Consider the following 23,966-nt stretch of genomic DNA (forward strand, 5'->3'; position numbering starts at 1 on the left):
TTCACGAACCCCCGAGGCCCCGTTTCTGGCCGAGGGCGGCCCCGCTCCGGCCCAGGGAGGCACCGCCGAAGGAGGCCTCGTTCTTGCCGAGGCGGTCGAGCAGGTTGGCGGTGGCCCGCTGGATCCGCTCGTCGGTGAGGCCGGGGCGGCCCAGCGCGGGCGACCAGGCGAAGGTACCTGCCGCGAACACGTACGCGCCGCTGGGCGCCCGGTACAGCGAGGTCTCCTGGTAGCGGGTGCGGCCGGCGAGGTCCTGGTACGGCGAGTGCGCGAGCAGCACCCGCTCGGTGTGCTCGGGCAGCGCCACCTTGGGGTAGTAGCGGTCGGCCTCGCCGGCGACCAGGCCGGGCAGTTCGTCGCCCTCCTGCAAGCCGGTGCCGTCCCAGAGCCAGTGCGCGGTGTGCCGGGCGATCAGCGGGACGGGCGCGGCGACCCGGCCCGAGTACTGCAGGCCGAGCACCTGCTGCTCGGGCTCGCCGGCGTCCCGCCACAGCGCGCTGGCCGAACCGGACACCCCGGCGGCCGGGCTGCCCGGCTGGACCTTCTGCCGCTTGCGGCAGTTGAGCAGCCGGTTGGGTTCGCCGGAGGCGGCGGCGGTCAGCTCGACCCGCCAGTACATGGTGTTGGCGGACAGGAACACCAGCGAGGTGCCGTCGTCCCTGGCCTGCTCGACGGCCCGGCGCATCGGCTCGGACCAGTACTCGTCGTGGCCCGGGAAGATCAGCGCCCGGTGCCGCCCCGGGTCGACCAGGCCCGCGTGCAGGTCGGTGGCGGTGGCGTAGGAGAGGTCGTAACCGTAGCGCTCGGCCCAGCGGATGAAGTCGTACGCGTGGCCGACGTGCAGCGGCAGCCCGGCGGTGGCGTGCGGGCGGTCGAAGGAGACCGTGACGGCCGCCTCCGGCTCGCCGACCAGGCCGCCCCGGCCGTCCCAGGCGTGGTAGAGGCTGGCGCCGCTGCGGCCGTCCTCGGGGAACAGGTTGTAGGCCTGCCAGGTCACGTCCGGGACCACCAGGAGCAGTTCGGCGGCGTGCTCCCGGTCCTCGAAGTCCCGGACGGTGAACGGGATGTGGCTGCGGTGCAGCATGTCCGCGGTGGTCAGCACGGCGACGTACGCGCCGGGCTTCCAGTGCACCGGGATCTGCAGCCGCCAGGAGTGCCACCAGTGGTGGCAGGAGACCGTCCGCTCGACCACCAGCGGGGCGGGCTGGGCCAGCCCGGCGATCAACGGGCTGGACGTCATGTGGCGGGCGCCGTCGCCGCCGTAGTGGCCGATCCGCCAGACGTCCACGGTGAACTCGCGGGGCGGGTTGACCGTGACCCGGAAGTCCACCGAACCGCCGGGGCGGATCACCCCGGCCGAGGCGAAGCCCTTGATCTGCTGGTCCACGTCGTTGGCGCTCTGCGGGGTGCCGACCGGCGGCTTGGGCCGGGCGCCGACCGCCAGCGGCCGCTGGCCGGGCGCGTCCACCGAGACGTACCAGGGGACGGCGCCCTCGGCGCCGGCCAGGTACTGGTCCGGGCTGCGCAGCCAGGGCAGCGGGCCCTGGCCGAAGGGGTCGGAGACGCTGTAAGCGTGCGTTCCGGACTCCCAGCGGCGGTTGAGTTCCGTGCCCACGCGCCCCTCCCAGGTGCACTTCCGCCCGGTTGGCACGTGCCCCCCGGATGTGCGTGCGGTCTAATACACCACAGAGTGCTGGCGCTCCGTCACCCTGCGGTCGCAATTGGTGCCGGGAATCTCACGCCCTCCCCCGGCCGGGCCTCCGGCCTGCGGAGACGGCCGCCCGCCGGTCGGTTTGGGGGCGCGCGCCGGAGCGCCGAGCGCCGCCCGTCCGGCTCACGACCTGTCCGACTCACAACCGGACGGGTTTCTCCAGACGGACGTCGGCGGCGTCCAGCCAGGCCCGCAGCGGGCCGTCCTGGCCCTGCTCGACGGCCTGGGCGACCGGCCCGGCCAGGTCGGTGCGGCGGATCCCGCCCAGCAGCAGCACCGGACCGTCCAACCAGTCCAGCCCGGGCGCGCCGCCCGCGGTGTCGACGGCGGCGCAGCAGACCATCGCGGTGACGTGGTCGACCAGCAGGTCGCGGCCGCTGCGGGCGGTTTCGAGCAGCGGGGCCGGGGCGGTGGTGCGGGCCAGCTGGGCGGCCAGCGCGGCGGCCAACTGCTCCCCCTCGCCCTCGGCGAGCCGGACCAGCAGCCGGGTGAGCGTCGGGGAGCCGGGGCGGGCCTGCGGGGCGAGCCGGTCCAGGGCGGTCTGCAGGGAGGCGGCGCGGGCCCGCCAGCCGGCGTCCACCACGTCGGCCGGGTAGTCGGTCCACTCCAGCTCGTGCCAGGCTCCGGCGGCCGGGCTGCCGAAGAACAGCTCGGCGGCGAGCCGGGAGACCGCCCGGTCGACGGTGCCGGGCTCCTCCAGCAGGTCGCAGGCGGGGCGGTCGCCGAGCCGGGTGCCGTAGCCGTCGGCCAGGCGGTCGCGCCGGGACAGCTCGGTGAGGGCGGAGACGACGCCGGCGTTGAGGTGGGCGGGGTGGCGGCCGAGCCGCCAGGCGGGCAGCGCGACCCGGGTGAGCAGCCGGTCCCAGCCCGCGTAGGCCAGGCCGACCTGCTCCTGGGCGGCGATCCGCAGGCCGTAGTCGACCGTCCTGGCCTGCTCGGAGGCCCAGCTCGCCACGGCACGCTCCAGCTCGGCGGCGTGTCCCCGGCAGGCGCCGAGCAGCCGGCGGGTGATCCCGCGGGTGATCCGCTCGGCGAGCGCGGCCGGACCGCGGCGGGGCGGCCGGGGCGGGACCGCCAGGGTGCCGCCGCCGAGGCCGGGGGCCGCGCCCTGGCCGGAGTCCAGGCTGGCGTCCAGGCTGCGCAGGAAGCGGCGGGCGGCGGCGATCTCCGGGTCGGCGGAGGCGGCGGTGCCGGCCACCACGGGGGCGAGCAGGGCGCGCAGTTCGCCGGCCCGCATCCACCACAGGAACGGTGAGCCGATCACCAGGACCGGGCCGGGCGGCTCGGGGTGCGTCCGGAACGGGCGGGCCCGCCGCACCGGCGGCACGTCCTCCAGCCAGCTGTCGCAGTCCGGGGTGAGGGCCACGGTGGAGGGCGCGGGCACGTCCAGCCGGTCGGCGAGTTCGTCGATCAGCCGGTACAGCTCGGGCGCCTCGGCGCGTTTCAGCGGGACGGCCGGGGTCCGGGGCGGGACGGCCCGGTGGTAGGCGCGGGCGGTCAGCCCGGCCACCAGGAGGGTCAGCGCGGCCACCGCGCAGACCGCCCAGCGGGCGGCGTCCCACCCGGCGGCGTCGGAGGAGCCGGGGGCACCGATCCGCCCGGTGAACCGGCCCGCGAGCAGGACCACCGCGACGGCGGCGGGCATGGCGGCGGCGGCCAGGGCGAGACCACGGACCCGCAGGACCGCCTGGGCGTGAGCGCGCGCGGTGTCGACTGCGGCCATACGGTGCGGCACCCCCTTCGGAGCCCTCGGGCACCCGGCGACGGGCCCTGAGCCGACTCGAAACGATCAGTTCCGACCGGGAAGCGGAGGCGTCCGATCCCCGGTAGTGCATGCTGTGTGGCGCTTCTGCCATGTTCGACGCACCGGCCCGGGTGGGTGTTCCGGATCGCCCCGGTTTCCACTCGTCCCGGTGACACCGCCCGGATTCCGGACGGTCACGACCGGTCCGGTGCGAAGCACCCGGGCACCCGCCCGGCCGGACGCCGTCCAGCATCCCCCCGTGGGAACACCGCTACCCGGCGGCGACCCCGGCGCACGGCCACGTCGCACTGCGATCCAGCGCACCATAAGGCCGGGCGCCCGGCTACGTCAGCCGGATGCGGGTGCTGTCACCCGATGGGCTGGAATCCGGCCGCCGAACGGTGCGCCGGCCCCCGGAGTCACTCCCGCCCCGGAAACGCCGCAGGGCGCTGCGTCCATGGGGGGAAATCCCACGGTGCGCGGCGCCCTGCGGGCGGAGGCGGGGCAGGCCCTACTCGGTGGCCGCCTTCAGGGCGATGTCGGTGCGGTGCTGGCCGCCCTTGAGGGCGATCCGGTCCACGGCGGCGTACGCCCGGTCGCGCGCCTCCACCAGGTCGGCGCCGGTCGCGGTGACCGACAGGACGCGGCCGCCGGCGCTCAGCACCCGGCCGTCCTCGTCGGCCCTGGTACCGGCGTGCAGGACGAACGCGGTGCCGTCGGCCTCAGCCTCGGCCAGGCCCTCGATCGGGTCACCGGTGCGCGGCGCGGCCGGGTAGCCCTCGGAGGCGACGACCACGGTGACGGCCGCGCCCTCGTCCCAGCGCAGCGGCTCCAGCTGGTCCAGGGTGCCGGTGGCGGCGGCCAGCAGGACGGCGGCCAGCGGGGTGCGCAGCCGGGCCAGCACGACCTGGGTCTCCGGGTCGCCGAAGCGGGCGTTGAACTCGATCACCCGGGTACCGCGCGAGGTGAGCGCGAGGCCCGCGTACAGCAGGCCGGAGAACTCGGTGCCCCGGCGGCGCAGCTCGTCGACGGTCGGCTGCAGGACGCTCTGCTGGACCTCCTCGACCAGCCCGGCGGGCGCCCACGGCAGCGGCGAGTAGGCGCCCATGCCACCGGTGTTGGGGCCCTCGTCGCCGTCCAGCGCGCGCTTGAAGTCTTGCGCGGGCTGGAGCGGGACGACGGTGGTGCCGTCGGTGATCGCGAACAGCGACACCTCGGGGCCGTCCAGGTACTCCTCGATGACCACGCGCTCGCAGGAGGCGGCGTGCGCCAGCGCGGCCGCGCGGTCGGAGGTGACCACCACGCCCTTGCCGGCGGCCAGGCCGTCGTCCTTGACCACGTACGGCGCGCCGAAGGCGTCCAGCGCCTCGGCGGCCTCGGCCGGGGTGGTGCAGACGTAGGAGCGGGCGGTGGGCACGCCGGCCCCGGCCATCACGTCCTTCGCGAAAGCCTTGGAGCCTTCCAGTCGGGCGGCTTCGGCGGACGGGCCGAACACCGGGATGCCGGCCGCGCGCACGGCGTCGGAGACGCCCGCGACCAGCGGGGCCTCCGGGCCGACGACGACCAGGGCGGCACCGAGCCGCACGGCCAGGTCGGCGACCTGCGCGCCGTTCAGCTGGTCGACCGGGTGGACCGTCGCCACCTGCGCGATCCCGGCGTTGCCCGGGGCACAGTGCAGCTCGGAGACAGCGGGATCTTGGGACAGAGAGCGGCACAGGGCATGTTCGCGGGCGCCGCCGCCGATGACGAGGACCTTCACGCTTGGCAAGGGTAGTCGGTGGCCAGTTCCGGCCGCTCTCCGGTCCCGTCCGATCCTCCAGTCGAGGAGGTCCGTACGCCGAGGATGTCGGAGAAACCTCCAACTCGGACCGGCTCGGTGCGCACCGGGTGCCCGAGTCAGGACGGCGGGTCACCGGACCCTCCCTCGGACGGGTGAAATCTCGCCGACCCCCGCATCCCTTCCACCTCGGGTTCCGGTGGCCGAATCCGGTAACGATCACCGGGGAAGCGGCCCCATGGTCAGCCATTTGGCGGTAAGAAGTGCTGTTGGACAACCAACGGCAGACGTTGAGTCAGTCGATGGACCGCCAGACCCAGCAGTCCGCCCGCCACAGGGAGCCCCACAGGTGAGCCAGCCGGAAATGCAGCCCGAGGAGAGTGCCTGGGGCAAGGAGATCGGCGAGGAGGACCCGCCCGCCGCGACCATCGCCCGCCAGGCGTCCACCCGCCGACGGGCCGATCTGAGCACTCGACAGTTCCCCCTCGGGGACTGGGGCGAGCCGGCCGAGCGCCTGGAGGAGCTGTACCGCTGGTCCGAGGAGCGGGCGGTCGAGGCGATCGAGTGGTACCGCAAGGACCGGATCTGGAAGCGCCGCTGGGCGCGCCTGCTGCGGTTCGGCACGGCCGGCTTCGCGGTGGGCGGGGTGACCGCGCCGCTGGTCGACCTGACCGGCGCGGTCTCGCACGGCACCAGCTGGGGCTACGTCGGCCTGGCGCTCGCCGCCGCCTGCCACGGCACCGACCGGGTGTTCGGCCTCACCTCCGGCTGGATGCGTGACGTCAGCACCGCGCAGGCGCTGCAACGCCGCCTGGAGGCCTTCCAGTTCGACTGGGCGTCGGAGTGCGTGCGCGAGGTGCTCGGCCCGACCGAGGGCACCGCGGGCGAAGCCGCCGAGCGCTGCCTCGGCGTGCTGCGCCGGTTCTGCGAGGACGTCTCGGACATGGTCCGCACCGAGACCTCGGAGTGGATGCTGGAGTTCCGCGCGTCCATGACCCAGCTGCCCACCCAGGCCCCGGGCACCTGGGGCGGGCGCAGCGAGAGCGGGGTGGGCGCCCAGGTTCGGGTGCTGCCGCCGCCGGGCACCCGGCCCACCATGCCGCGCCAGCGGCCGCCGGAGGGGCCGTTGCGGTAGTGGGCAGGCCACCTTGCCGTGGCGGTCGGGCCGGTGCGGCGGCCGGGCGCCTTGCCGTGGCGGTCGGGCGCCTCAGGTCAGGCGAAGACCACCATCGAGCCCTGGGCGAGGCTGCGGGTCGCCGCCGCGTACAGGCCCGCCCAGGCGTGCCGCTCGCGGGCGAAGGGGTGCAGGTCGTCCAGCGGCGGCCCGAACGGCTGCTCCAGGCCGGTCGGGCCGAGCGGCCGGGTCGGGTCCGGCGGGTTGAGCGGGTCGAGGCCCAGCGCCGGGGCGACGGCCTGCAGTTCGCGCAGCAGTCCGTGGCTGGAGCCGAGCGGACCGCCGGAGGCGAGCAGCGCGTCGTCCACCAGCGGCGCCGGGAACTCTATCGGCACGTAGGCGCCCGCGTGGTCGAAGTGCCAGACCAGGTGCGACTGTTCGGCGCTGCTCTCGAACATCTCCAGCAGCTGCTCGTAGTCGCCGCCGAGCGAGTCCACCGGCGTGATGTCCAGCCCGGTGAGGCCCAGCAGGTAGGCACGGCGCAGGAAGTGCAGCGAGTCGTAGTCGAAGGCGGCTATCGGCTCGACCGCCCCGCTCAGCCCCGGTACGTACTGGTAGACCGGCACCTCGGGTAGCCCGCGGGAGGCCAACACCGCGTTGTAGAGGGCGAGATCGTCCCTGAAGGGATTGTCGGGGCTGTGGCTCAGCACGTCCACGAGCGGGACGAGCCAGAGGTCGCAGGCCATGGCCGGCAGTTCCTCTCCGGGCGACGGGGTCGCCCGCGGAGCGGGACGACGACGGGGGCGGGGTCGGTACCCGGACGGCCGTTGTGCGGGACGCGCGGTTCGACGACCGCCCACCCTACCGGCCCGGGGCCGGGCGCGGGTCGGGCCGTCCCTGCGGTGCGTCCGGGGGCGGTTCGGGCAGCCGCCGGCCGAACCGGCCGTACGGCACCGAACGCGGCTGCGGCACCAGGCCGAGCCCCAGCCCGAGTTCACGCCCGTGCTCCCGGCCGACCTCCTCGCCCGGCCGGCGCCGACTCCTCCCGACCTGGTCGAACGCCTGGCCGGGAAGCGGTTCGGCCGCCACCGACGGGGCGTCGGAGGACGGCACGTCGGAGGACGGAGCCGGCGGCACGGGCCCGCCGTCCAGGAGCCCGGCGACACCAGGCCCGACGCCACCGGACTCCCCGTTCCGGGGTTCGCCGTTCCGGAGTTCGCCGTTCACGGGTCCGCCGCCCAGGGGTTCGGTGAGCAGCCCCAGCACCGTCACCGACTCCAGCGGCCGCCCGGCCAGCCCGGCCAGCAGCCGGGCGGTGTACAGGTTGTACTCGCAGATGATCCGGTGCGCGCCGACCAGGTCCCGCGCGCCGATGGCGTCGACCAGGTCGAGGTGGCGGTCCCAGCAGACCTCGGCCAGGACGGGCAGCTCCCGCAGGTAGGGCGCGGCGAACATCCACGACTGCACCCGCAGCCAGTCCAGGTAGTCGCCGATCCGGCGGTTGCCGATCAGCGCGGCGACCTCCTGCCAGAACCGGCGGTCGCAGCCCACCATCACGTCCAGGTTCCCGGCCCGGGCGGCCCGGACCGCCGCGTCGGCCCGGCGGCGCAGCGAGGGCAGCCTGGCGAGGTCCGGCAGCGCCCGGCGGGCGGAGAACTGGCGGTAGTAGCTGTCGGTGACCAGCACCCGGGACTCGAAGATCTCCAGGAAGTCGTCCCAACCCAGCTCGGGCACGGTGAACCCGCGGTGGTGCTCGGCCCGCAACAGCCCCTGCGCACCGAGGTCGACCAGCGCCTCGCGGGCCGGGGTCGCCGAGACGCCGTACAGCTCGGCGATCTCCTTGACGGTGAAGTTGCGGCCGGCCGCCAACCGGCCGGCCATCATCTCCTCGCGCAGCGCACCGGCGATCTGCTCGCGCAGGCTGTTGCGCTGGATGACGGGACGGGTGTCGCCTGCGCCGTTGCCGGGCATGCGCGCAACCTCCTGGGGCGGGCCGATCAGGCCGCCCCTCGGCGGACCGGCCAACGAGCGGCGGGGAACACGACGAGTGCTCATCTTCTCAAACCCGCCCCGAGAAGGTACAAACCAACCCCCCGGAGGCCCCGACACCCCCGGACTCCCCCGCCCGAGCCGAGCCGGACCGGGCCGGGGCGGGCCGGGGCGGGCCGGGGTCAGCGCTGGACCGGCGCCGGGATCCCCAGCAGGCGGTCCCGCAGCACCGGGAACTCCTCGCGGGCCTTGCCCACCTCGGCCGGATCGAACTCGACGGTCAGCACCTGCTCCTCCGTACCGGCCTCGGCCAGCACCCGGCCCCACGGGTCCACCACGATGCTGTGCCCGGCCTGCTCGACCCCGGCGTGCGTCCCGGCGGTGTTGCAGGCCAGCACGAACGCCTGCTCCTCCACCGCGCGCGCCCGCGCCAGCAGCGTCCAGTGCTCGCGCCGCCGGGCCGGCCAGGCCGCCGGAACCACCAGCAGCTGCGCGCCGGCGTCCAGCAGCGCCCGGAACAGCTCCGGGAAGCGCAGGTCGTAGCAGGTGGCCAGGCCCAGGGTGGCGAAGTCGGTGGCCGCCGTGACGATCTCCTGCCCGGCACCCATCACCACCGCCTCACCGCTGTCGAAACCGAAGCGGTGGATCTTGCGATAGGTGTGCACCAGCTCGCCGTCCGGGGCGAACAGCAGCGAGGTGTTGTAGATCGGCCCGTCCGGATCGCGCTCGACGATCGAACCGGCGTGCAGCCAGACCCCGGCCGCCCGCGCGGCCGCCGCCATAGCGTCCGACGTGGGCCCGTCCAGCGTCTCCGCGCCGTCCGACCACAGGTCGTAGGCGAAGCCGCCGAGCGGCCACAGCTCCGGCAGGACCACCAGGTCCGCACCCTGCTGCGCCCGGACCAGCGCGGCGGCCCGGGCCCGCCGTTCGGCGGGCGGCTCGGCGTCGGAGACCCCGAGTTGGATCAATGAAGCGCGCACAGTACCACCGTCCACGGCAAGAGACCTACGATCGTCACCCGAAAGCGCTGCCCAGCTGTCTCCCGGCAGCGTAACGTGCGGTTAGCGTGTGCGCCTGGAAGCCGGACCATCCCGGCCGACCGGGGAGGCCGGGCGCAGAGGGCAAGGAAGCTGACGGAGGGCCGGAGATTCCCGTGACGGACAACCAGACCGTGCAGGCTTACACGGAGGCGTGGGCCCAGAGCATCGAGTCCATATCGGAGCTGGTCGCCCCCCTCCCCGAGGGCTCCTGGAACCGGGCCACCGAATGCCCCGGCTGGTCGGTCCGGGACGTCGTCTCGCACATCATCGCGGTCGAGTCCGAACTCCTCGGCGACCCCCGCCCGATCCACTCCCTGCCGCGTGACCTTCGCCACGTCACCACCGACTTCGCCCGCTACATCGAACTGCCGGTCGACAAGCGCCGCTGCCACACCGCTCTGGAAATGACCAGCGAGCTGGAGTACACGATCATCCGCCGCTCCCGGGCCCTGCGGAACGCCAAGCAGATGCCCCTGGAGCCGGTGCGCTGGCCGGCCGGCCCGAACAGCCGCGACGTGCACTACCACGAGCTGCTGCGCCTGCGGGCCTTCGACGTCTGGGTGCACGAGCAGGACCTGCGCCGGGCCCTGGACACCCCCGGCAACCTCGACTCCCCGGCCGCCCTGATCGCCCGGGACGTCCTGCTGGGGCTGCTGCCCAAGGCCGTCGCCCACCAGGCCGGCGCCCCGGCCGGAACGGCCATGGTCCTGGACGTCACCGGCCGCGTGGAGTTCCTGCGCACCGTCCGGGTCGACTCGACCGGCCGCGGCACCGTCGACGAGTCGATCAGCCTGGCCCCCGACGTCCAGCTCACCATGGACTGGGAGACCTACCTCCGGCTCGCCTGCGGCCGCGGCCGCCCCGGCCCCGTCACCATCGACGGCGACAAGGAACTCGCCGACCGCGTCCTGTCCGCCTTCGCGGTCACCATCTGACCCCAGCCACCCCACAGCGCGCACCACCCGGCGTACACGCACGAGTGCGCGCCGGGTCGGCACCACTCGTGCATCCATCCGTCAATCCAGCACCAACACCTCACCCGTTCGACCTCGTTGTTCCGGGCACTCCCGCCACCACCCGGAAGAAGGAGGGGCGTCCCCATGGACGACGAACAGCAGCAGATGGTCCTGGTCCAGTCGAGCTTCCCGGTCACAGGCCAACCGATCAGAGTCGTGATGATCGACGGACAACCGTGGTTCGTCACAGCGGACGTGTGCCGAATCCTGGGCCGGCGTAATCCGCCCGACGCCGTCAAGAGGTTGGAGACCCACCAGCACCGCACCGTCGACCTGCGCTCGGTAACCATCGCCAAAAGCGATGGTTACGACGTTTCCGCAGGTGGGAAACCATACGCGCGCGGAAACCCACTGCTCGGGGTGATCAGCGAGGCAGGCTTGTATACCTTGATCATGAGGTCGAGCAAGCCCGACGCCCAGCCGTTCAGGGACTGGGTCACCCGAGACCTCCTCCCCTCCATCCGCCGCGGGGACACCGACATCCCCGCCCAGCAGCGGCGGATGGCGGAGACCCTGACCGAGGCGATCGGACAGCAGGTGAGGATCGTCGCCGAGATCCACCACGAGGACTGGCCCGGCCTGACCATCCACTCGGACGGGACGGTCCACTGCCAGCACGGCGAAATGGTCCTCCACCTGCCAAGCCGGGAAGAGGACAGCGGACCACCGTTCGGCGCCTACTTCGCCTGCCCAGGCCAGGAACGGGTCGGAATCCGGGCCAGCCGAATCGTCCCCGGCTGCCCCAAACTGAAGCTGGTGGACCTGATCCGCATGCGAAACGCGGCACAGCAGGAGTCCCCACCCGATGACGGGCTCATGCACGCAGAGCTGCACGGCGCCCGGATCTACGGGACACCGCCGCAGATGGCCGAGATGTTGCGGGAGTACGGACGCTGATCCACCGGTGCCGCATACCCTCAGAAATTCTGAGGGTAATCGCGTTTCCACAGGTCAGAGACCTTACGCCCCCGCCGCGACCTTGCGGCGCAGGCGCAGGATCATCACGGTGCCGACCGCCAGCGGGACGTACTGCCAGCAGAACGCCCAGCGGAAGGCGTCGGCCGAGTAGGAGTCGGTGCCGGCCGGGGAGAGGCCGTCCAGGAGGACGCCGATGCCGAAGAGGGTGATCATCGTGCCGATGAAGCCGCCCATGTTGACGATCCCGGAGGCGGTGCCGAGGCGCTCCACCGGGTTGCGGGCGCGGGCGTAGTCGAGGCCGACCAGTGAGGCCGGGCCGTTGCTGCCCATCACCACGATGATGGCGGACAGCAGCCAGATCGGCGGGTGTCCGCCGGGCCAGGCCAGGACCAGCGCCCAGCCGAGGGCGGTGGCCGTGATGACGGTGAGGACGATCGGCATCCGGGCCCGCGCCGAGACGGAGAGCACCCGGCCGAACAGGAAACCGAAGGCCATGTTGCTGAGCACCAGCAGGGTCAGCAGTCCGCCGGCTGCGGCCCGGGAGAGGCCCTGCGCCTCCACCAGGTAGGGCAGGCCCCAGAGCAGGCCGAAGGCGTTGCCGGGGAACTGGGTGGTGAAGTGCACCCAGAGCCCGAGCCGGGTGCCCGGTTCGCGCCAGCACGCACGGACCTGCCGACCGACGTTCGGCCGCGGCGCGGGCGGGTGTTCGACCGGCCGTACGGCGGCCGCCGGGGCCTCCTTGAGGAAGAGCGCGACCAGCGCGAAGACCGCGACGCCGAGCAGGGCGATCGCGGTGAAGGTGGGCGTCCAGCCCTCGCGGTGCAGGGCCTGTGCGAGCACCACGGTGGTGATCAGGTTGCCGCCCATTCCGGCGAGGCCGGTCAGCTGGGCCACGAACGGGTTCCGGGCGGCGGGGAACCACCGGGCGGCGAGCCGCAGCACGCTGATGAAGGTCATCGCGTCGCCGCAGCCGAGCACCGCCCGGGAGGCCAGCGCCGGGGCGAAGGAGGAGCTGAACGCGAAGGCCAGCTGGCCGAGGCTCAGCAGGACGACGCCGAGCAGCAGCACCCGGCGCGGCCCGATCCGGTCGACGAGCAGGCCGACCGGTATCTGCATGGCCGCGTAGACCAGCACCTGGAGGATCGAGAAGGTGGAGAGCGCGGAGGCGCCGATGCCGAAGCGGTCGGCGGCGTCCAGCCCGGCCACGCCGAGGCTGGTGCGGTGGATCACCGCGAGGATGTAGACGCTGACGCCGATGGACCAGGCCAGCCAGGCCGCGCGTCCGCCGGGCGGGGACGGCGCGGGGGCGGCGGACGGCGTCGGGGCGGCCGGCGGCGCCGGGTCGGCGGTTCGGGGAGCGGGGACGGACAGGGGTGCGGCTGAACGGGCGGGCTCCACGGTCATAGTGCGACCAGACTAGTCATCCCATGATGGGACGCCCAGTGCGGGGTGCGGTCGATCGTCCACGGACCACGGATTCCACAGACCGCGGATTCCGCGAAGCACGGATTGCGCGGAGCACGGCTTCCGCGGATTCCGCGGACCGGGCGTCAGCCGGTCACCGTCCAGGACACCGCCCGGGTCATGTAGCGGTCCCGGAAGGCCTCGTCCCGCACCCAGTCGGTGGTGTCCCGGACGGTCGCCGTGACGGTGGCCGTCCGGCCCGGGGCCAGGTTCAGCTGGTCGGTGTCCAGCCAGGAGCCGTCGGCGGCCTGCGGCGTCACCGCGACGCCGTCCACCTTCCACTCGACCTTCAGCTGTCGCGGGCCGGTCAGCGGCACCGGCCGGACGTTCAGCCGGGGGCGCCCGCTCACCTCGCCGGGCGGCGGCGACGGGGTGTCGGTGGGCCGGATCCTGCGGTACAGCTCCTCCATGATCGCCTCGCGCGACGGCAGGTTGTAGGCGCTGCCCAGGGTGCGCATCACCGAGTCGGGGGTGGGCCGGTAGAGGCCGTTGGCGCTGCGGTAGGCGCCGACCGTCCCGGCGCCGTCCGGGGACTCAGCACCCAGCCAGCGCCACCACTTGGTCTGCTTCTTGCGCATGTCGTCGGCGTCGAGGGTGGCGAGGTTCGGGTACTCGGAGTCGTCCGGGGCGCTGTCGTACTCGTCGCCGAGGTCCCCCACGGTGTGGCCGATCTCGTGCTGGATGATCCGCCCGGCGTCCGGGCTGCCGCCGGCCAGGGTGGTCACCCCGGTGCCGCCGGCGCCGCCGTACTCGGTGGAGTTGGCCAGGGCTATCAGGTACTGCGGCCCGGAGCTGTCGCCCGCGTACCGGGCGGTGGCGGCCTCGTCGGCGCAGAGCAGCCGGGCGGTGCCCTCGCACCAGAAGTGCATGCCGAGCGGGGTGGCGGGGTTGCGGCCGCGGCTCTCGGTCTCGGCTATCCCGGAGACCGGGGAGACCACTTCGACCCGCCGTATGTTGAAGAACCCCTGGTAGGTGCGGAACGGCTCGATGGCCATCAGCGCGTGCCAGGCCCGGTCGACCTGCTGTCGGAACAGGTCCTGTTCGGCGGCCGTGTAGCCGTCGCCGAGCAGGACCAGGGTGATCCGGTTGGCCGGGTCCCCGGTGCGGCGTATGTCGACGGTGGGGGCGGCCGTGACGGTCCGGCGGTCGGCGCGCTGCGCGTCGTGCGGCGGGACGGCCCGGTCGGCGGGGGCGCCCGGCCCGATCACGCCGAACGGCGAGGGGCCGACCAGTTCCAGGGCGGCGGGGAGTACGGCGGTGGACACCAGCACGAGCGCGGCCAGACTCCGAACGAGACGGCCAGGGTTGCCAGGTGGCATACGGGTGCGTCCTCGGGGTTCCGGTCACCCGGCGTAGCCCGGGTGGTGGAGCGAAGACGTACCCGGACGGGTGTGTCACCCCTACCGCGCGCCGAAAAAGTCACCGACCTGGCCGAATAACCCTCACCACACCAGTCATCCCAATGACTGGAATATGGCTGATGACAGGCCTCTCGTCAGCGCCTGCGGAGGTTCAGCACCAGGTGGGTGCCGAGGCCGAACAGCAGGCCCCAGAAGGCCGAGCCGATCCCGAACAGGCTCATCCCCGAGGCGCTGGCCAGGAAGGTCACCACCGCCGCGTCCCGCCCCCGTTCGTCCGCCACCGCCGCCGCCAGGCTGCCCTGCAGCGAGGCCAGCAGGGCGACCCCGGCGATCACCGCGATCAGCTCCTTCGGCAGGCCGGTGAACAGGCTCACCAGCACCCCGCCGAAGCTGCCCACCAGCACGTACAGCACGCCCGAGGACATCCCCGCGACGTAGCGGCGGCGCGGGTCGGGGTGGCTCTCCGGGCCGGAGCAGATCGCCGCCGTGATCGCCGCCAGGTTCACCCCCGGCGAGCCGAACGGCGCCAGCAGCAGCGATACCACACCGGTCGACCCGATCAGCAGCCGGTCGTCCGCCCGGTAGCCGAAGGCCCGCATCACCCCGAGGCCCGGTGCGTTCTGCGAGGCCAGCACCACGATCGTGAGCGGCAGTGCCAGCCCCACCGCGGCCGCCCAGGAGAACGCCGGCGCGGTGAACACCGGTCGGGTCGGCCCGCCCGAGCCCAGGTGCAGCGGGAGTCCGACGGTCAGCGCCGCCAGCACCCCGCCCACCACCAGCGCCACCGGGACGGCGTACCGCGGGGCCAGCCGCTTGGCCAGCAGGAAGGCCGCGAGGCTGCCGACCACCAGCACCGGCGCACCGTGCACGGCGCCGAAGATCCCGGCACCGAAGGAGAACAGGATGCCCGCCAGCATCGCGTTGACGATCCCGGTCGGCACCGCCGCGATCAGCCGGCCGAACCAGCCGGTCACCCCGAAGAGCGTCACCACCACCGCGCTCACCAGGAACGCCCCCACCGCCTCCCGGTACGGGTACGCGCCCAGGCTGGTCACCAGCAGCGCGGCGCCCGGGGTGGACCAGGCGGTGATCACCGGGGTCCTGGTCCACCAGCTCAGCGCGAAGCCGCTCAGCCCGCTGCCGATGGCCACCGCCCAGATCCAGGACGCCGTGTGCGCCGCGTCCAGCCGCCCGGCGGCCGCGGCCGCGAGCACCACCACCAGCGGCCCCGAGAACGACACCGCGATGCAGACCAGCCCCGCCAGCAGCGCCGGCCCCGAGACGTCCCGCCGCAGCGACCGGCGCTCCCCACCCCCGTCCGGCACCGTCTCCGGTCGGACCGTCAGCTCCTCAGTCATTCCGGAAGTATCCCCAACGCCGCAACCCGGGCTCCCGGAAAAGACTTTGAAACCACCTGCAACCCCCGGCGAGGATGCACGTCTGTACGGATGAAGGCACGGAGAGTGCGACCGGCGGGGCCGGGGCGCTTCCGCTCCACCCGGAGCGGGGCCCGTCGCCTTCACCCAGCCACGCCGTCGGACCCATGACCCCGGGGAGTCAGGTCATGCGCGCGTCCGTCATCGGCTGGTCCTGATCGCCGCCCGCCGCCTTCGCCCCCAGCGACGGCCGACGGGCGGGCAGAAGCGGAGAGGCCCTCCCCCACACGGCGGTGTGGGGGAAGGCCCCTTCGTGGCTTCCCGTTCGTGACGTCCCGGGCCGTCAGCCCCAGGTGATCAGGCGCTTCGGACGCTCCAGCAGCGCGGCCACGTCGGCCAGCACCTTGGAGCCCAACTCCCCGTCCACCAGGCGGTGGTCGAAGGAGAGCGCCAGCGTGGTCACCTGCCGCGGGACGACCTTGCCCTTGTGCACCCACGGCATGTCCCGGATCGCGCCGACGGCGAGGATCGCGGCCTCGCCGGGGTTGAGGATCGGGGTGCCGGTGTCGACGCCGAAGACGCCGACGTTGGTGATGGTGATGGTCCCGCCCTGCATGTCGCCCGGCGAGGTCTTGCCCTGGCGGGCGGTGTCGATCAGCTCGCCCAGCGAGACGGCGAGGCCCGTGAGGGTCTTGCCGCCGGCGTCCTTGATGTTGGGGACGATCAGGCCGCGCGGGGTCGCCGCGGCGATGCCGAGGTTCACCTGGCCCTTGATGACGATCTCCTGGGCCGCCTCGTCCCACTGCGCGTTGATCTCGGGGTGCCGCTTGACCGCGGTGAGCAGCGCCTTGGCGACCAGCAGCAGCGGGCTGATCCGGACGTCCCGGCCCAACTCGCCGCTCTCCTTGAGCCGGCGGACGAACTTCATCGTGCGGGTCACGTCGACCTGGACGAACTCGGTGACGTGCGGGGCGGTGAAGGCCGAGGCCACCATCGCCTGCGCGGTCGCCTTGCGGACGCCCTTGATCGGCACCCGGACGTCGCCCGCCACGGTGACCGGCGCCGGCACCGCCGCCGCGACCGGAGCGGCCTCGACCGGCGCCGCCGGGGCGGCCTGCGCGGCGGCCAGGGCCGACGCGTGGGCGTGCACGTCCTCGCGGGTGATCACACCGTCCCGGCCGGTCGGGACGACCGCGCGCAGGTCGATGCCGAGGTCCTTGGCCAGCTTGCGCACCGGCGGCTTGGCCAACGGCCGCTCCCCGGCGGGCTGTTCGGCCAGGACGGGCGAGGCGGTCGCGACCGGCGCGGCCGGCGCCGGGGTGGCCCGCACGACGGGCGCGGCCGACACCACGGGAGCGGCCGGAGCCGGCGTCGCGGTGACGGTCGTCGTGGTCGTGCGCCGGGCCCGGCGCTGGGCGGTGCCGGTGCGCGGGCCGTAGCCGACCAGCACCTCGCGCCGCTCGGGCTCGGCCGGTTCGGCCGGCGCGGCGGCGGCGACGGGCGCAACAGCAGCGGCAGCGGCAGCGGCAGCGGCGACAGGAGCCGCGGCCCCGGCCTCCCCGGCGACCGCGACCGAGATGATCACGGTGCCGACGTCGACCGTCGCGCCCGCGGGGAAGAAGAGCTGCTCGACGACCCCGTTGAACGGGATCGGCAGCTCCACCGCCGCCTTGGCGGTCTCCACCTCGCACACGACCTGCCCGTCGGTGACGGTGTCACCGGGCTTGACGTACCAGCTGAGGATTTCGGCCTCGGTCAGGCCCTCGCCCACATCGGGCATCTTGAACTCGCGGAGCGAGCGAACTTCGGTGGTCATCTTCGCTCCCCCGGATCAGTACGCGAGTGCGCGGTCGACGGCGTCGAGCACGCGGTCCAGGTCGGGGAGGAAGGCCTCCTCGACGCGGGACGGCGGATACGGCGCGTGGTAGCCGCCGACCCGCAGGACGGGCGCCTCCAGGTGGTAGAAGCACCGTTCGGTGAGCCGGGCGGCCAGTTCGGCACCCATGCCCAGGAAGACCGGCGCCTCGTGCACCACGACGGCCCGTCCGGTGCGCTTGACCGACTCCTCCAGGGTGGTGAAGTCCACCGGGGAGAGCGAGCGCAGGTCGACGACCTCCAGCCGGCGGCCGTCCTCCTCGGCGGCCGCGGCGGCCTCCAGGCAGACCTTGACCATCGGGCCGTAGGCGAGCAGCGTGGCGTCGGTGCCGGAGCGCACGATCCGGGCGTCGTGCAGTCCGAGGTCGGCGGCGTCGCCGACCTCGCCCTTGTCCCAGTACCGGCGCTTGGGCTCCAGGAAGACCACCGGGTCGTCCGAGGCGATGGCCTGCCGCAGCATCCAGTGCGCGTCGTGCGCGTTGGACGGGCTGACCACGCGCAGGCCCGCGGTGTGCGCGAAGTACGCCTCGTGCGACTCGCTGTGGTGCTCGACCGCGCCGATACCGCCCGCGAAGGGGATGCGGATGGTGACCGGGAGCTTGATGTTCCCGAGCGCGCGGGCGTGCATCTTGGCCAGCTGGGAGACGATCTGGTCGAAGGCCGGGTAGACGAAGCCGTCGAACTGGATCTCCACCACCGGGCGGTAGCCGCGCAGCGCCAGGCCGATCGCGGTGCCGACGATGCCGGACTCGGCGAGCGGGGTGTCGATCACCCGTCCCTCGCCGAAGTCCTTCTGCAGGCCGTCGGTGATCCGGAAGACGCCGCCGAGCTTGCCGATGTCCTCGCCCATCAGGACGGTCTTCGGGTCGCTCTCCAGCGACTTGCGCAGCGCGCCGTTGAGCGCCTTGGCAATGCTGAGCTGACCGGCCATCAGAGGTTCTCCCCCGCCTCGAAGGAGGCCGCGTACTGGACGTACTCGGCCCGTTCCTCATCGACCAGCGCGTGCGGCTCGCTGTACACGTGGTCGAAGATCAGGGTCGGGTCCGGGTCGGGCATGCCGCGCACGCCCTCGCGCACCCGCAGCCCCAGCCGCTCGCTCTCGGCCTCGATCGCGGTGAAGAACTCCTCGTCGGCCAGGCCCTCCTTCTCCAGGAGGGCGCGGAGCCGGGCGATCGGGTCCTTGGCCTTCCAGGCCTCGGTCTCCTCGGTGGGCCGGTAGCGGGTGGGGTCGTCGGAGGTGGTGTGCGCGCCCATCCGGTAGGTGAACGCCTCGATCAGCACCGGGCCGTTGCCGCTGCGGGCGTGGTCGAGCGCCCAGCGGGTGACGGCCAGGCAGGCCAGCACGTCGTTGCCGTCGACCCGGACGCCGGGGAAGCCGAAGCCGGAGGCGCGGCGGTACAGCGGGATCTTGGTCTGGGTGGTGGTGGGCTCGGAGATCGCCCACTGGTTGTTCTGGCAGAAGAACACCACGGGCGCGTTGTAGACCGAGGCGAAGGTGAAGGCCTCGTTGACGTCGCCCTGGCTGGAGGCGCCGTCGCCGAAGTAGGCGATGACCGCGTCGTCGGCGCCGTCCTTGCTGATGCCCATCGCGTAGCCGGTGGCGTGCAGGGCCTGCGCGCCGATCACGATGGTGTACAGGTGGAAGTTCTTCTCGTTCGGGTCCCAGCCGCCGTGGTTCACGCCGCGGAACATGCCGAGCAGGTTGAGCGGGTCGACGTCGCGGCACCAGGCGACACCGTGCTCGCGGTAGGTGGGGAAGGCGTAGTCGCCGGTGCGCATGGCGCGGCCGGAGCCGACCTGGGCGGCCTCCTGGCCGAGCAGCGAGGCCCACAGGCCCAGCTCGCCCTGGCGCTGGAGTGCGGTGGCCTCGCCGTCGAACCGGCGGACCAGCACCAGGTCGCGGTAGAGGGCGCGCAGCTCCTCCGGGGTGGTGGTGAGCGGGTAGTCCGGGTGCTCGATCCGCTCGCCTTCCGGGGTGAGCAGCTGCACGAGCTCCGGCTGGGCGTCCTTCCCCGTGGCGCGGAGGGTGTCAGGGACGCCGGGGGCCGCCTTCTTGCGGGCCCTCGCCGTGCTTTTGACGGTCACGTTCACTCCTCGGTCTGTCCGGCCGCCCGGGGTCGCCGGTGACCGGTCCGGTCACCGCCTCGCGGGGCGCGCGTGGGTGTGCGCTCCTACTGCGGGGCAGGTGGTGATCCTGTTCCGACGGCGTCCCTCACGAGAACGTTACCCAGCGTCCGCCCTTGGCGCGCTTGCGCTAGGACGTCCTACTTGTTCAGGGCTTACAACCCCGAGGGTGCCGCGGGCAGCGCGCCGTCGGAAGGGTGGGGGTGACGGACCGCGTGACGCAGCTCTCAATTCGGGCGCCTTCAGGACACCAGCGCACGTTATCCGGGCGCGAGCCCGTACGTAAGGGGGTTCTCGGTATCGGTTTCGGACCGCCCCGGCCGGACCGCCTGGCTGCGGCACCAGGGACGATAGGTCTTCCGTACGGTGATATGGGAGGCTTTGGACGTGACTGATAACGGACAAATCAGGGTTTTCCTGCTCGACGATCACGAGGTTGTCCGGCGGGGCGTGCACGACCTGCTCTCGGTCGAGGACGACATCGAGGTGGTCGGCGAGGCCGGCACCGCCGCCGAGGCGCTCACCCGGATCCCGGCGGTCCACCCCGACGTCGCGGTGCTCGACGTCCGGCTGCCGGACGGCAACGGGGTCGAGGTCTGCCGGGAGATCCGGTCCCGGCTGCCGGAGATCAAGTGCCTGATGCTGACCTCGTTCTCGGACGACGAGGCGCTGTTCGACTCGATCATGGCGGGCGCGTCCGGCTACGTCCTGAAGGCGATCCGCGGCACCGACCTGATCACCGCCGTCCGGGACGTCGCGGCCGGCAAGTCGCTGCTCGACCAGGTCGCCACCAGTCGGGTGCTGGCCCGGCTGCGCGACGGCGGCGAGAAGGAGGACGAGCGGCTGGCGCAACTCACCAAGCAGGAGCGCCGGATCCTCGATCTGATCGGCGAGGGGATGACCAACCGTCAGATCGGCAACGAGTTGCACCTGGCCGAGAAGACGGTGAAGAACTACGTCTCCAGTCTGCTCGCCAAGATGGGAATGGAGCGACGCACCCAGGCGGCGGCCTTCGTGGCACGGCACCAGGCGGACCAGCAGCACTGACCGGAACAGCGATCACAGAACTGACGACTTGTCAAGGGCCCCCGCACGGGGGCCCTAACCTCTGGCTGTGACTTTCAGCCAGACCCTCTCCTGTTCCCCGGCCCGCCCCGACCTCTCCGCGCCGCCGATAGGGACCCTCAGTCCGCCCGTCCCGCGCGCCGGACTCGCCGAGGTCCTGGGCCGCTACCGGGTGGGGAGACTGCTGACCGCCGAACCGGTCGCCGAAGGCCTGCTGAACCGCGGGTACCGGGTCACCACCGAGACCGGCGCGTACTTCCTGAAGTGCTACGTCGACGCCGCCACCGCCAGCCGCCCGAAGATCGTCGCCCACCATCGGGCGATGGCCGGGCTCCAGGCCCTCGGACTGCCCGTCGCACCCCCGCTGACCTGCGCCGAACGATCCGGCACGGTGGCCGGCTACGGCGGCCGGCTGTTCGCGCTGTTCCCCTGGGTGGATGGCCGACACCGGCACGGTACCGACCTCTCCCCGCCGCAGTGCGACGCGCTCGGCGCGCTGCTCGGCCGACTGCACGGCGCGCTCGACGACGTGTGCGCCCCCCTCGAACAACCCCCGGGCTACCGCACCGCCGACCCCCTCGACAGCGCCGACCTCGCCCGCGACCTGCGGCGCCACGCCCGCGACCACCGCCCGTACGGCGACCTGGACGCGCTGGTCGAACGGAGGCTCACCGAAAGGCTGGAACTGCTCGCCGAACACGCCCACCGCCGCCCCGCCCCGCAGACCGCCCCGCCCACCGGCTGGACCCACGGCGACTTCCACGGACTCAACCTGCTGTACGGCGACGGCCCCGACGGCGGCCCGGTCGCGGCCGTCCTGGACTGGGACAAGCTCGGCCCGCAGCCGCGCGCCGAGGAGGCCGTCCGCGCCGCCACACTGCTCTTCAACGACCGGACGTCCGGCACCCTCGACCTGGTGCGGGTCCGCCACTACTCGCAGTCCTACCGGGCCACCGGAGCCGCCACCGCCGAGCACCTGGCCGCCGCCGTCCACCGGGTCTGGTGGGAGCGGCTGAACGACTTCTGGATGCTCCAGTGGCGCTACCAGCGGGCCGACCACCGGGCCGACCCGCTCTACCCCGCCTCGGCCGGCCAGTTGACGTGGTGGTGCCAGGAGTACGAACAGGTCCTGGACGCCTTCGCCAACTGACCGGTGTCAGCCCGGCCCGATCAGGGCGTCGCCGGCGGCTGGGTCGCCGGCGGCTGGGTGGCCGGCGGGTTCGACTTGGTCGCCGGCGGCGGCGTGGCCGCCCCCGTGCTGCCGGCACCTCCCGTGCTCGGGGTGGTCGGCACCGTGCTGGGCGTGCCGGGCGCCGTGGTGGGCGGCTGCGTGTGGCTGGGGGTCTGGCTGGGCGACGCGGGCGTCGAGTGCTTGCCCGAACCCGGCGACGGCGACATGTTGTTGTTGCCGTTGTTGTTGCCGTTGCTGTTGCCGTTGCTGTTGCCGCCGTTGTTGTAGCTGCCGCCGTTGCCGCCGTTCTCGGTCGGCTGCGTCGGGCGCCGGCTGCCGGTGTTGGACGCGGGCGGGCTCTGCGAACCGCTCTGGGGCGGCGTGCTGGGCTCGGTCGTGCTGACCGCCGGGAGCGGCGACGGCGGCACGACGTGCGAGTTCCCGGGTTCGTTGCCGCTGAACGCGAACGCCATGCCGACCCCGGCCGCGAGCAGCACGGCCGCGGTGCCGGCCACCCAGGCCCACGGCCCGCGCCGGCGGCCGGAGCCGCCGTCGTCGCCACCGTCGTAGGGGCCGCCGGCCCCCGGGTAGGGCGTCGACGGGGTGTGCGGGCCGCCCGGGCCCCCCATCCCCTGGTAGGGCAGCACCGAGGTCTGGTCGCCGGGGCCGACGGCGCCGAAGGCCGCGGTGGCCGCGGTCTGGTCGGGCCGGATCACCTGGGTGGCGTCGGTGTTCCCCTGCCCCGCGGCGGCCAGCCCGGCCGTGGTGCCGGCCCAGCCCGCGCCGCCCGCGCCGTGCATCTCGCGCAGCGCGTGCTGGACGTGCGCGCGGAACTCGTCGGCGTCCTGGAAGCGGTCGTCCGGGTTCTTGGCCAGCGAGCGCAGCACCAGCTGGTCCAGCCCGACCGGCACCCGGCCGTTGGCCTGCGAGGGCGGCACCGGCATGTCCTGGACGTGCTGGTAGACCACCGAGAGCGGGGTGTCGCCGGTGAACGGCGGGCGCAGCGTCAGCAGTTCGTACAGCATGCAGCCGGCCGCGTACAGGTCGGAGCGGTGGTCGACGGGCTTGCCGAGGGCCTGCTCGGGCGAGAGGTACTGCGGGGTGCCCATGACCATGCCGGTCTGGGTCATGGTGCTGGCCGTGCCGGTCAGCGCCCGGGCGATGCCGAAGTCCATCACCTTGACGGCGCCCGCGGTCGTGATGATCACGTTGGCGGGCTTGATGTCCCGGTGGACGATGCCGTTGCGGTGGCTGTAGGCCAGTGCCTCCAGCACCCCGGCGATGATGATCAACGCCTGGTCGACCGGCGGCGCGTCCTCGTCCACCAGCAGCTCGCGGACGGTCCGGCCCTCGACCAGCTCCATCACGATGTACGGCGTGGACTCGTCCCCGGCGTACTCCTCGCCGGTGTCGTAGACCGCGACGATCGAGTGGTGGTTGAGCCCCGCGACGGCGTGTGCCTCGCGGGTGAACCGCAGCCGGGCGATGTCGTCCTGGGCCAGCTCGCCGCGGAGCAGCTTGACCGCGACCGTCCGCCCCAGCCGTACGTCCTCGGCCGCGAACACCTCGGCCATGCCGCCGCGGCCGAGCCGGTAGGTCAGCCGGTAGCGGCCGTCGCCGACCGTGCCCAGCGGCGCGGCCGTACCGCGGCCGGGGGTCTGCGGACCGCCGGGCCCGACCGGGGGAAACGCGCTGGTCGCGGCGTCGCTGCCGGGTCCGGGCATCCTCGGCGTCCCGCCGGTCCGGCCGTCAGCTCCGGCACCCGTTCCGTCATCCGGCTGCTGCGTCTGTGCCATCGCTCCTCGCCCCGGGCGTTCGCTCGGATCGCGGTGCCCTGTCGCTTCGTATCCCCGAACGCTACCGCCTCCGGCGCGGGCCCGTGGCACGCCCGAACCGGCCGGAAAGCGTCAGAGCAGGCCATTCCGGTCGACCGGAAGGTCAACCACCAGCACCGCTGCGGGCCGCTCACCGGTGGTGTGCCCGGTCTTGGTCTTCGTCTTGTTGTCCTGCGCCTTGTTGACCACGATCGCGATGATGATGCCGGCCAGCACGAGCACGCCGACGATGATCACGATGACGACCGCGGCCGTCGAGCAGCCGCCGCCGCTGGGCGCCTTCGGCTGCTGGTACGGCGGCATCGGCTGCGGCGGCGGGGTGTGCGCCCGCTGCGGCGGGGCCTGCCGGAGGTACTGGGGGTGCGGCGTGTGCGGCCCCTGCGGAC

18 protein-coding genes and 1 pseudogene are annotated in these 23,966 nt (G+C 73.4%); 5 read left to right on the forward strand and 14 right to left on the reverse strand.

Annotation, left to right across the window (positions count from 1 at the left end; translation table 11 throughout):
- Position 1: 1 nt before the first annotated feature.
- The 3 genes from ABT015_RS04325 to purD all read right to left on the reverse strand — a co-directional run bounded on the left by ABT015_RS04325 (position 2) and on the right by purD (position 5,214).
- On the reverse strand, positions 2-1,615 hold the full coding sequence (locus ABT015_RS04325; RefSeq protein ID WP_350876635.1) for a N,N-dimethylformamidase beta subunit family domain-containing protein: 1,614 nt from the start codon (positions 1,613-1,615) through the stop codon (positions 2-4).
- Positions 1,616-1,850: 235 nt separating this feature from the next.
- Entirely contained in the window at positions 1,851-3,434 is a 1,584-nt protein-coding gene (locus ABT015_RS04330) for a hypothetical protein (RefSeq protein ID WP_350876637.1), read from the reverse strand.
- Positions 3,435-3,966: 532 nt separating this feature from the next.
- The gene (gene purD, locus ABT015_RS04335; protein WP_350876639.1) at positions 3,967-5,214 is read right to left on the reverse strand and encodes a phosphoribosylamine--glycine ligase; all 1,248 of its coding nucleotides are present in this window, start codon (positions 5,212-5,214) and stop codon (positions 3,967-3,969) included.
- Positions 5,215-5,581: 367 nt separating this feature from the next.
- Between purD and ABT015_RS04340 the strand changes: the two genes are divergently transcribed.
- Complete coding sequence (locus ABT015_RS04340; RefSeq protein ID WP_350876641.1) at positions 5,582-6,367, forward strand: SLATT domain-containing protein; 786 nt, start codon at positions 5,582-5,584, stop codon at positions 6,365-6,367.
- Positions 6,368-6,444: 77 nt separating this feature from the next.
- Here ABT015_RS04340 and ABT015_RS04345 read toward each other — a convergent pair whose 3' ends face one another.
- The 3 genes from ABT015_RS04345 to ABT015_RS04355 form a co-directional block, all read right to left on the reverse strand.
- Positions 6,445-7,092, reverse strand: a complete 648-nt coding sequence (locus tag ABT015_RS04345; protein ID WP_350876643.1) for a putative DNA-mimic protein — start codon at positions 7,090-7,092, stop codon at positions 6,445-6,447.
- 115 nt (positions 7,093-7,207) lie between these two features.
- Positions 7,208-8,317, reverse strand: a complete 1,110-nt coding sequence (locus ABT015_RS04350) for a GntR family transcriptional regulator (RefSeq protein WP_350876645.1) — start codon at positions 8,315-8,317, stop codon at positions 7,208-7,210.
- Positions 8,318-8,517: 200 nt separating this feature from the next.
- Positions 8,518-9,315: a carbon-nitrogen family hydrolase gene (locus tag ABT015_RS04355; protein WP_063348508.1), complete on the reverse strand. Its 798-nt coding sequence runs from the start codon at positions 9,313-9,315 to the stop codon at positions 8,518-8,520.
- A gap of 173 nt (positions 9,316-9,488) precedes the next feature.
- Between ABT015_RS04355 and ABT015_RS04360 the strand changes: the two genes are divergently transcribed.
- A complete protein-coding gene (locus ABT015_RS04360) occupies positions 9,489-10,310 on the forward strand; it encodes a maleylpyruvate isomerase family mycothiol-dependent enzyme (RefSeq protein WP_350876647.1) in 822 nt (273 codons plus the stop codon).
- A gap of 165 nt (positions 10,311-10,475) precedes the next feature.
- Complete coding sequence (locus tag ABT015_RS04365; RefSeq protein WP_350876649.1) at positions 10,476-11,288, forward strand: BRO-N domain-containing protein; 813 nt, start codon at positions 10,476-10,478, stop codon at positions 11,286-11,288.
- A 63-nt stretch (positions 11,289-11,351) separates the two neighbouring features.
- Here the strand turns inward: ABT015_RS04365 and ABT015_RS04370 are convergent, their stop codons facing one another.
- The 6 genes from ABT015_RS04370 to pdhA all read right to left on the reverse strand — a co-directional run bounded on the left by ABT015_RS04370 (position 11,352) and on the right by pdhA (position 19,470).
- A complete protein-coding gene (locus tag ABT015_RS04370; protein ID WP_350876651.1) occupies positions 11,352-12,713 on the reverse strand; it encodes an MFS transporter in 1,362 nt (453 codons plus the stop codon).
- Between the two features lie 146 nt (positions 12,714-12,859).
- Positions 12,860-14,038, reverse strand: coding sequence for a M64 family metallopeptidase (locus ABT015_RS04375; RefSeq protein ID WP_350876653.1), 1,179 nt, complete (start codon positions 14,036-14,038; stop codon positions 12,860-12,862).
- Positions 14,039-14,268: 230 nt separating this feature from the next.
- Positions 14,269-15,492, reverse strand: coding sequence for a benzoate/H(+) symporter BenE family transporter (locus tag ABT015_RS04380; protein WP_350876655.1), 1,224 nt, complete (start codon positions 15,490-15,492; stop codon positions 14,269-14,271).
- Between the two features lie 361 nt (positions 15,493-15,853).
- Positions 15,854-17,326: a dihydrolipoamide acetyltransferase family protein gene (locus ABT015_RS04385; RefSeq protein WP_350876657.1), complete on the reverse strand. Its 1,473-nt coding sequence runs from the start codon at positions 17,324-17,326 to the stop codon at positions 15,854-15,856.
- Between the two features lie 15 nt (positions 17,327-17,341).
- Positions 17,342-18,316, reverse strand: a complete 975-nt coding sequence (locus tag ABT015_RS04390; protein WP_063348502.1) for an alpha-ketoacid dehydrogenase subunit beta — start codon at positions 18,314-18,316, stop codon at positions 17,342-17,344.
- On the reverse strand, positions 18,316-19,470 hold the full coding sequence (pdhA, locus tag ABT015_RS04395; RefSeq protein WP_402446631.1) for a pyruvate dehydrogenase (acetyl-transferring) E1 component subunit alpha: 1,155 nt from the start codon (positions 19,468-19,470) through the stop codon (positions 18,316-18,318). Before pdhA ends, ABT015_RS04390 begins: the two co-directional genes overlap by 1 nt.
- 426 nt (positions 19,471-19,896) lie before the next feature.
- Between pdhA and ABT015_RS04400 the strand changes: the two genes are divergently transcribed.
- Together ABT015_RS04400 and ABT015_RS04405 are read left to right on the forward strand one after the other, a co-directional pair.
- The gene (locus ABT015_RS04400; RefSeq protein WP_350876661.1) at positions 19,897-20,556 is read left to right on the forward strand and encodes a response regulator; all 660 of its coding nucleotides are present in this window, start codon (positions 19,897-19,899) and stop codon (positions 20,554-20,556) included.
- A 67-nt stretch (positions 20,557-20,623) separates the two neighbouring features.
- Positions 20,624-21,724: a phosphotransferase gene (locus tag ABT015_RS04405; RefSeq protein WP_350876663.1), complete on the forward strand. Its 1,101-nt coding sequence runs from the start codon at positions 20,624-20,626 to the stop codon at positions 21,722-21,724.
- Positions 21,725-21,744: 20 nt separating this feature from the next.
- Here the strand turns inward: ABT015_RS04405 and ABT015_RS04410 are convergent, their stop codons facing one another.
- Positions 21,745-23,469 (reverse strand): protein kinase domain-containing protein, encoded by a 1,725-nt coding sequence (locus tag ABT015_RS04410; RefSeq protein WP_350876665.1) that lies wholly within the window; start codon positions 23,467-23,469, stop codon positions 21,745-21,747.
- 183 nt (positions 23,470-23,652) lie between these two features.
- Positions 23,653-23,966: pseudogene (locus tag ABT015_RS04415) on the reverse strand (hypothetical protein); the annotation flags it as partial.

This window comes from Kitasatospora sp. NPDC094016 (genome assembly GCF_040304045.1).
Taxonomy (GTDB): Bacteria; Actinomycetota; Actinomycetes; order Streptomycetales; family Streptomycetaceae; genus Kitasatospora.